The organism is Curtobacterium sp. NPDC089689, assembly GCF_044749145.1.
GTDB lineage: Bacteria > Actinomycetota > Actinomycetes > Actinomycetales > Microbacteriaceae > Curtobacterium.
Window position 1 is genome coordinate 65,139 of sequence record NZ_JBIVHJ010000003.1, and the last position, 8,750, is coordinate 73,888.

4 protein-coding genes are annotated in these 8,750 nt (G+C 71.8%); all 4 read left to right on the forward strand.

Annotated features, from left to right (window positions below; genetic code table 11):
* Positions 1-10 precede the first annotated feature (10 nt).
* Positions 11-3,052 carry a bifunctional [glutamine synthetase] adenylyltransferase/[glutamine synthetase]-adenylyl-L-tyrosine phosphorylase gene (locus ACIPYW_RS11945; RefSeq protein ID WP_400413766.1) on the forward strand — a complete coding sequence of 1,014 codons (3,042 nt, stop codon included), beginning with the start codon at positions 11-13 and terminating at the stop codon, positions 3,050-3,052.
* Between the two features lie 844 nt (positions 3,053-3,896).
* Complete coding sequence (locus ACIPYW_RS11950) at positions 3,897-5,516, forward strand: glycosyltransferase family 2 protein (protein ID WP_400413768.1); 1,620 nt, start codon at positions 3,897-3,899, stop codon at positions 5,514-5,516.
* Positions 5,509-7,080, forward strand: a complete 1,572-nt coding sequence (locus tag ACIPYW_RS11955; protein WP_400413770.1) for a glycosyl hydrolase — start codon at positions 5,509-5,511, stop codon at positions 7,078-7,080. The genes ACIPYW_RS11950 and ACIPYW_RS11955 overlap by 8 nt, the downstream gene beginning before the upstream one ends.
* Positions 7,077-8,519 (forward strand): UDP-glucose dehydrogenase family protein, encoded by a 1,443-nt coding sequence (locus ACIPYW_RS11960; protein WP_400413772.1) that lies wholly within the window; start codon positions 7,077-7,079, stop codon positions 8,517-8,519. The genes ACIPYW_RS11955 and ACIPYW_RS11960 overlap by 4 nt, the downstream gene beginning before the upstream one ends.
* Positions 8,520-8,750 lie beyond the last annotated feature (231 nt).

Here is an 8,750-nt window from a genome sequence, read left to right on the forward strand (position 1 = left end):
TCCAGCGCACATGACCGGTCGGACGAAGACGTCACGGTCCGAGCTCGCCAGGCTCGGCTTCGCCGAGCTCTCGGAGAGCCTCGAACGGATCGCCGCCCTCGAGCGGACCACCGGCCTGGAGGCACGGTTCGGCCCGGTCCTGCCCCAGGCGGGGAACGGGTCTGCCGCGGTCGGCGGCGGGGCCACTCCCGCAGGCCCGGCCGAGTTCGACCCGGCCGCCGTGTGGGGTGCGACCGCTGACCCGGACGGCGCCCTCCGGCTGCTCGAACGCCTGTCGGAGCGCGCGCCCGAGGAACTCGGTGCCGTCCTCGCCGACGGTGCCGCGGCCGAGCGCCTGGTCCGGCTGCTCGGGGCATCGGTCGGGCTCGGTGAGTTCCTCCACCGTCGTCCCGCCGAGCTCGCGTTGCTGTTCGACCCCGTGACGCCCCCGTGGACGCAGGAGGCCTACACCGCCTCGCTGCTCGACGCCGTCGGCGGAGCCACCGGTGAGGACGCCCGGCTCCGGCTCCGCGTGCGCTACCGGCGGCACCTCGCGCACATCGCCCTCTTCGACGTCCTGCACCAGGCCCCGACCGAGGCGTTCCCCGCCGTGGCTGCCGGACTCGCCGACCTCGCGGGGGCGGCGCTCGAGGCCGCGGTCGACATCGCCCGGCGCGAGGTGCCGTTCCCGGCCGCGGACGTCGAGGCGACCCCGCTCGCGGTCATCGCGATGGGCAAGGCCGGCGCACGCGAGCTCAACTACGTCAGTGACGTCGACGTGATCTTCGTGACCGAACCCACGCGCGACGACGAGGCCGACACCGGCGTCGGTACCGACCGCGCCGTGCTCATCGCCACCCGCCTGGCGGTCGCCGCGACCCACGCGATCACCGACCTCGCCGCCGAGCCCGCGCTGTGGGAGGTCGACGCGAACCTCCGACCGGAGGGCAAGGACGGCGCGCTCGTCCGGACGCTCGACTCCCACCTGGCGTACTACCAGCGGTGGGCGAAGGAGTGGGAGTTCCAGGCGCTCCTCAAGGCCCGGCCGATCGCCGGCTCCGCGGACCTCGGGCAGCGGTACGCCGACGCCGTGGCCCCCTTCGTGTGGAACTCCGCCACCCGTCCCGGGTTCGTGGAGTCGGTGCAGCGGATGCGGGAGCGCGTCACCGAGCACATCCCCGACGCCGAGGTCGACCGGCAGCTCAAGCTCGGGCCGGGCGGGCTGCGCGACGTCGAGTTCACGGTCCAGCTGCTGCAGCTCGTGCACGGCCGCGACGACGAGAGCGTCCGCGAGCGCTCGACCCTCGACGCGATGGAGGCCCTCACCGCTGCCGGGTACGTGGGCCGACCCGAGGCCGCACGCTTCGGCCCGGACTACGCCCTGCTCCGCGTGCTCGAGCACCGCATCCAGCTCCGACGGCTGCAGCGCACGCACCTGATGCCCTCCGACGAAGAGGAGCTGCGCGTCCTCGCGCGGGCGAGCGGCTTCGCGACCTCGGCTGCCGCGCTGGAGACACGCTGGCGGTCGGTCAAGCTCGAGGTCCGTGGCCTCCACGAGCGGCTGTTCTACCGTCCGCTGCTGTCGGCGGTCGCCGCGACCGACGGCGACATCGTCCTGACGAGCGACCAGGCGGCCGACCGCCTCGGTGCGATCGGCTTCGCGGACCCGGCGGGAGCGCTCGGCCACATCCGTGCCCTCACGCAGGGCACGAGTCGACGAGCGACGATCCAGCGGAACCTGCTCCCGGTGCTCCTGCGGTGGATGGCCGAGGGGCCGGCGCCGGACCGGGCGCTGCTGGCGTTCCGGCGGCTCAGCGACACGCTGGGGGAGTCGAGCTGGTTCCTCCGGATGCTCCGCGACTCCTCGGGGGCGGCGCACTCGCTCACCACTGTGCTGTCCGAGTCGGCGTTCCTGTCCGGTCTGCTCGAACGCTTCCCCGAGGCCGTCGCGTGGCTCGACGAGCCCGAGTCGCTCCTGCGGCCGAGACCGATCGACTCGCTGCTCGCCGAGATGACCGCGACCACGGCCCGGCACGGGGACGACGTCGACGGCTCGGCTGCCCTCGTGCGGTCGGCTCGACGTCGGGAGACCCTGCGGCTCGGCATGGCGGCCGTGCTCGGGTGGCTCGACGTCGACGCCCTCGGACCTGCGCTGACCGACGTCACCGAGGCCACCCTCGCCGGTGCACTCACGCTCGCCCGCCGGAACGCGCCGGAGGGGCTCGAGTTCGGCATCGTCGCGATGGGCCGGTACGGCGGTCGGGAGCTCGGCTTCGGCTCCGACGCGGACGTCCTCTACGTGTACCGCGCGGCGGAGGGCACCGAGTCCGAGGTCGCCTCCCGTGCGGCGCAGGCGATCGTGCGCGAGCTCGGCCGGCTCACCGAGGACGCCATCCACCCGTTCGAACTCGACGTGGACCTGCGGCCCGAGGGGAAGAACGGTCCGCTCGTCCGCACGCTCGACTCCTACGCCGCTTACTACGCCCGCTGGTCCCTGACGTGGGAGGCGCAGGCGCTGCTCCGTGCCCGTGGTGCCGTGGGCGACGCGGGGCTGCTCCGTGACTTCGAGCACCTGGCCGACCGCACCCGTTACCCGGAGCGCATCGACGACCACGCCGTCCGCGAGGTCCGCCGCATCAAGGCCCGTGTCGAGTCCGAACGGCTGCCGCGTGGCGCGGACCCCGCCCGGCACCTCAAGCTCGGCCGTGGGTCGCTGAGCGACGTGGAGTGGTTCGTGCAGCTCCTGCAGCTCCAGCACGCACTCACGGTGCCGGGGCTCCGGACGACCTCGACGCTCGAGGCCCTGGCGGCCGCCACCGAGGCCGGACTCGTCGCGGCGGACGACGCCGAGCGGCTCGGTGCCGCGTGGCGGTTCGCCTCCCGGGCCCGCAGCGCCCTGGTGCTGTGGTCCGGGAAGACCACGGACGTGCTGCCCGTCGACCGCATCCAGCTCGAGGGGATGGCGCGGCTGATGGAGTACCCGCCGGGCTCGGCGACGCGGCTCGAGGAGGACTACCTCGGGGTCACGCGGCGCGCCCGTCAGGTGTTCGAGCGGGCGTTCTACGGCGCCTGACCCCGGTCGCAGCGCCGGCGCACAACCGAAGACGCCGTGAACCGGGGTTCCCCGCGGCGCGAGCCGCCTGTGGTTGTGCGACGGTCGCTCGTGCCGCGTGAGCGCCGGTGTGCGCCAGGGCGGACGGGAGGCCCGTGCCGGGGTCGCGACGTGCCTCCCGTCCGTCGCCCGGTCACGTCCACCGCGCCGCCGAGCGCCGCGCCGCCGCACAACCGAAGGCGCCGCGAACCGGGGTTCCCCGCGGCGCGAGCCGCCTGTGGTTGTGCGGACGCAGCTCGCGCCGCGTAAGCCGCGCGCCGCGCGCCGCCCGCCACGCACCGCCGCCCGCCGCCCCCCTGCGGCACGCCTCGACACGCCCGGGATGACGCGTCCGGCCCGGAGATGACGTGTCGTCGAAAGTGAATTCCACGTGTCCGGAACCGTCCCCCAATGCCCCTGTGCCTGTACCCCCCGGATGGGACCGCTCCCAGACGACGAGCTGCCGGTTGTGGCCGTGTCGATGACCGTCAGGGCGACGATCGACGGTAGGGCAGGTCTGCACGCAACCACCTGCTGATCGGGGATTTCCACCGGAGTCGACTTGTGCCTCCCGGCCGACCGCCGCCCCTGCGATTACGCGACGGTCACGCGGAGCGGTCCACCGCATTGCTGTCAGCACTGGTGGGGACAACGCTCGTCCGCCCCGAGGTGGACAACCGTGTACCCCGTAACATGCCGGTAACACCCCCGGACGGGGGCCGTGTTGCGAGGGGTGTCACGTTTCTGCATCAATGGCTCCACCCGAACCGACCACTGGTTCCTCGATGAAGCGGAATCCCCACCTCGAACGTTGAAGCAGGGATCGATGTTCACCTTCATTCTGCAGATCCGGCAGATGGTCGAAGGGCACCCCGAGTTCTACTTGTTCGCCGTGTACTCCGCGGTGATCTGGTTGCTCTGGCTGCTCAAGGTCGTCCTGTCCGCCCGCTACCGCCCCTTCACCGGCACCTACACCGGTACCACCAGCGTCGTCGTCCCCGTCGTGGACGAGCCGCTCGACCTCTTCCGGGACGTCATCGGCCGCATGGTCGAACAGCAGCCCGGCGAGATCATCGTCGTCATCAACGGCGCCCGGAACGAAGCGCTCGAGGGGGTGTGCGACGAGTTCGCCCCGCTCGTCCGCTGGACCCACACGCCGATCCCGGGCAAGCGCAACGCCGTCAAGGTCGGCACCGAGATGTCGACCGGCGACATCACGATCCTCGTCGACTCCGACACCGTGTGGACCCCCGGCACGCTGTCCGAGCTCCTCAAGCCGTTCGCGGACGAGTCCGTCGGCGGCGTGACCACCCGGCAGCGCATCCTCGAGCCGACCCGCAGCTGGATCACCCGCTGGGCGGACTGGCTGGAGAACTCGCGCGCGCTCTACTCGATGCCCGCGCAGAGCGTCCTCGGGCAGATCGGCTGCCTCCCCGGCCGGACGATCGCGTTCCGCCGGAACATCCTCGTGCGCGTCATGGACAAGTTCATGCACGAGAAGTTCATGGGCGTCTTCCTCGAGGTCTCGGACGACCGCACGCTGACGAACCTCACGCTCAAGGAGGGGTACCGGACCGTCTACCAGTACACGTCGCTGGTCTACACGGACGCCCCGCTGCAGGTGAAGAAGCTCTTCAAGCAGCAGCTCCGCTGGGCCCGCGGCTCGCAGTACAACACGCTGCGGATGCTCCCGTGGATGATCGGCCACGCGCCGGTGCTCGCGCTGTTCTTCGTGACCGACATCATCCTGCCGTTCATGCTGTTCGGCGTCATCGCCGGCTGGATCTACCGCGCGGTGACCGGTCAGGGTGAGAACCTCTACCAGGGCATCCTGCAGCAGTACGGCTTCTCGACCGGGTTCGTGTACGTGGCGGCCCTCATGGTCGTGTCGAGCGTGCTGAGCATGGCGATCCGGCAGATCCGGCACCTCTCCGAGAAGCCGAGCGACTTCTTCCGCCTGCCGATGTTCATCATCGTGTCGACGTTCTTCCTCATGCCGATCCGCCTCATCGGTTTCTTCCGCCTGGCGCACGCGTCCGGCTGGGGGACCCGTGCCGGTGCCTACGCCGGCGGGCCGATGGAGGAGGACCCCGCGCAACCGCAGGACCTCGCGGCGCTCACCCCGGTCAGCCCCGTGGACGCACCGCGGTGGTCCGACGAGCAGGCAGCCGCCGACCGGGCGTTCGACGAGATCTTCGGCGCCGGCGCCAGCACCCGCCGGACGGACTTCGACGACGGCGCGGACGCGACCACCAACTCGACCGCGACCGTGCTCGCGACCCGACGCTCGCCCGAGCACGCGCTCGCAGCGGTCCCGACCAGCGCGGCGGCGCCGACCCGCGCGGCTGCGACGCCGGCCCGGGTCCGCCGCTACAACCCGTACGCCGCGATCCCGTACCTGATCGGCATCGCGATCTTCGCCCTGGAGGCGTTCCTCATTGTCTGACCTCATCCGCTCCTCCGGTGCCTGGTGGGCCCAGTCCAGCAAGCACGCCCGACTCACCGCTGTCGGCACGACCGCCATCCTGGTCGTCCTCGGCCTCATCACCTGGACGGTCTGGGTGTCCCCGGCCGGCCCGGTGTCCACCGCCGTCCACCAGGCCCTCGGCGTCACCCCGCCGAAGAAGCAGGTCTCCGCCGCCGAGCTGCAGACGAAGCTCACCGCGGCCCAGGAGAAGATCTGGGCCCTCGAGGGCAAGCTCGACTCCTCGACCGCCAAGGCCGGGTCGCGTGGCGACCAGATCGCCGACCTCAAGGCACAGCTCGCCTCGCTGCAGTCGCAGCTCGGCGCCGCGAAGGGTCGGTCGGGAGGCTCGGCGAACGCGAGCGGGTCGGGTTCCGGCTCCGACGGGGCCGGTTCCTCCGGCGGGTCCGGGTCGGGCACGTCGGCCGGCGGGTCCGGTTCGTCGGGCGGCGGCGCCTCCGCCGGCGGCTCCGGCGCGTCCGCCGGCGGGTCCGGCTCGGGCGGCAACGCGTCGAACCCGAACACCGGGCCCTCCACCGACCCGGGCCCCGAGCCCGTCACCGCGCCGAGCAAGGCACAGGTCCTCGGGCAGCAGTCCCGGTGGTACGGCCTCTACACCGCGCAGTCTCCGTTCAACTGGTCCGAGTACGACCAGGTCTCCCAGGAGGTCGGCAAGGCCACGAACATGGTCGGCTTCTTCCAGGGCTTCGACCAGGACTTCAACGCGAACGCCGTCCAGCGCTCGTGGGCGAACGGCCGTCTGCCGATGATGACGTGGGAGTCCGTGCCCGCCAAGACCGGCAACGACGAGCCGTACGTGCCGGGCTACACGAACGAGGACATCCTCTCCGGGAAGTTCGACGCGTACCTCACGAAGTACGCGAAGGACGTCGCCGCGAACGGGATGCCCCTCGTGATCCGCTTCGACCACGAGATGAACGGCCAGTGGTACAACTGGTCCGAGTCGACGAAGCAGCAGAACGCGGCCGGCTCCTACGTGGCGATGTGGAAGCACGTCTGGCAGGTGTTCCAGGACAACGGCGCGAACCAGTACGCCATCTGGGACTGGTCCCCGTCGCGCATCGACAAGCTCGGCAACCCGAAGTACCAGACCGTCGACTACATGCGGAACTACTACCCGGGTTCGGAGTACGTGGACTGGGTCGGCATGAGCGGCTACTACCGCGACGCCACCGAGCAGCCGACGTTCGAGAACACCTTCGGCGCCACGCTCGCCCAACTCCGCGAGATCGCCCCGGGCAAGGGCATCGTCCTCAACGAGATCGGTGCCACCGAGACCGGCGGCAGCGTCTCCGACTCGCAGAAGTCCCGCTGGATCTCGTCGCTCTTCGACGCCCTCGCCGACCCGGCGAACGCCGACGTCATCGGTTTCAACTACTTCAGCCTGACCGCCACCACGATCGTCGACGGTGCCCGCACCACCAACGACTGGCGACTCAACTCCCGCGCCGACAGCCTCGAGACCTTCCGAGAGGGCATCGCGCGGACCGACATCGACTACGACCTGCAGGAGGTCGAGCAGTGACCGCTCAGAAGAAGACCCCGTCCGCATCCGCGACGTCCTCGTCGGACGTCCGCCCCGCACCCGTCATCAGCGTCATCGGCACCGGTTACCTCGGTGCCACCCACGCGGCCGCCATGGCCGAGATGGGCTTCGAGACCATCGGCGTGGACGTCGACCCCGCGAAGCTCGCCGCCCTCACCGCCGGCGAGGTCCCGTTCTTCGAGCCCGGTCTGCCCGAGCTCATCACGAAGCACGTGGCGAGCGGCAAGCTCCGGTTCACGGCGTCGCTCCCCGAGGCCGTCGCCGCGGCCGACGTGCACTTCGTCTGCGTCGGCACCCCGCAGAAGGCCGGCTCGCACGCCGCGAACCTCGCGTACGTCGAGGCGGCCACCCGCGGCGTCGCCGAGCACCTCACGCACCCCGGCCTCATCGTCGGCAAATCGACCGTCCCCGTCGGCACCGCAGCCCGCCTCCGCGAGCTCGTCCGGGAGTTCACGCCCACCGGCATCGACGCGGAACTCATCTGGAACCCCGAGTTCCTCCGCGAGGGCAAAGCCGTCGAGGACACCTTGCACCCGGACCGGCTCGTCTGGGGCGGCGCCTCGCCCGAGGCCGACGCCGTCATCCGCGAGGTCTACGCCGCACCGATCGCCGAGGGGTGCCCGGTGATCACCACGGACCTCGCCACGGCGGAACTCGTCAAGGTCAGCGCGAACGCGTTCCTCGCGACGAAGATCTCCTTCATCAACGCGATCTCGGAGATGTGCGCCATCACCGGTGCCGACGTGTCGACGCTCGCGGACGCCCTCGGGCACGACGCCCGCATCGGGCGGAAGTTCCTGAACGCCGGTCTCGGCTTCGGCGGTGGCTGCCTGCCGAAGGACATCCGCGCGCTCATGCACCGCGCGAACGAACTCGGCGCCGGCCGGGTCGTCGGCCTCATGCAGCAGGTCGACGAGATCAACATGGGCCAGCGCGAGCGGGTCATCGACATGGCGATCGAGGCCGTCGGGGGATCGGTGCTCAACCGCCGGGTCGCCGTCATCGGGGCCGCGTTCAAGCCGCTGACCGACGACGTCCGCGACTCCCCGGCGCTCAACGTCGCCGCGGCGCTGCACCTCCGCGGTGCCCAGGTCTCGCTGTGGGACCCGGAGGCGAACGAGACCGCCCGCCGTTCGTTCCCGACGCTGACCTACGCCGCCACGAAGGAAGCCGCCATCGAGGGCGCCGACGTGGTCCTGGTCCTCACCGAGTGGGACGAGATCATCGAGGCGTCGCCCGTGTCGCTCGGCGAGGTCGTCGGGCGCCGCGTCGTGATCGACGCGCGCAACTGCCTCCCGGTCGAGGACTGGGTCGAAGCGGGTTGGACCGTCCGTTCCCTGGGACGGCCCACCCCGGTCACGGGTGCACCCGTGAGCGTCGCCGCGGGGGCGAACGACGTGCTGGCGACGGCGCGCTAGTCCTGCCACCGCAACGAGCGGGGTCCGTGCCGGGGGCGGCGCGGGCCCCGCTCCGTCGTGTGCCCGCGCCGTGTCCGCCGCGACGCCGTGGATCCCGGCGCAGTGGCAGTGGGTCCGGGCGTGGCCCCCGGGGGGGGCCGGGGGGGGGCCCCCCCCCCCGCCCCCGGGCCGGGGGGGGCCCCCCCCCCGGCCCAGACCGGGCCCGCCACCCGGGGGCGCCCCCCCCCGCCA